Origin of the sequence: Actinospica durhamensis, assembly GCF_018139695.1 — a bacterium.
Taxonomy (GTDB): Bacteria; Actinomycetota; Actinomycetes; order Streptomycetales; family Catenulisporaceae; genus Actinospica; species Actinospica durhamensis.
Genome location: NZ_JAGSOG010000890.1, coordinates 1 through 388, shown reverse-complemented (window position 1 = coordinate 388; position 388 = coordinate 1). Strand labels below are relative to the sequence as shown.

1 protein-coding gene is annotated in these 388 nt (G+C 74.2%); it reads left to right on the top strand.

The window, feature by feature from the left end; translation table 11 throughout:
- Positions 1–356, top strand: a 356-nt coding sequence (locus KDL01_RS42700; protein ID WP_212534383.1) for an alpha/beta fold hydrolase, incomplete at its 5' end; no start/stop codon positions are given.
- Positions 357–388 lie beyond the last annotated feature (32 nt).

The following is a 388-nucleotide window of genomic DNA, read 5'->3' as shown; positions in this document are numbered from 1 at the left end:
GTGACCCCGACGTCATGGGGCCGGAGAACCACGACGAGTGGCGGCGGGCCACCCGCGATCCCGACGTGGTGCGGGCGATGCTCGAGGACTACCGCGCCGGCCTCACGGTCGACCGGCGGCACGAGGAGGCCGACCGGGACGCCGGCCGGCGCATCGCCTGCCCGACGCTGGTCCTCTGGTCGCTCCGGGACGATCTGGAGGACCTCTACGGCGATCCCGTCGCGATCTGGCGCCGGTGGGCCACCGACGTCCGCGGGCACGGGATCGACTCCGGGCACCATGTCGCCGAACAGGCACCCGGAGCCCTGGCCTCCGCCCTCACCGACTTCCTCCGCCCGGGCCCCACCGGGACCTAGGCGGTCTGGGCCTTGTCGTACAGGGCCTTCGC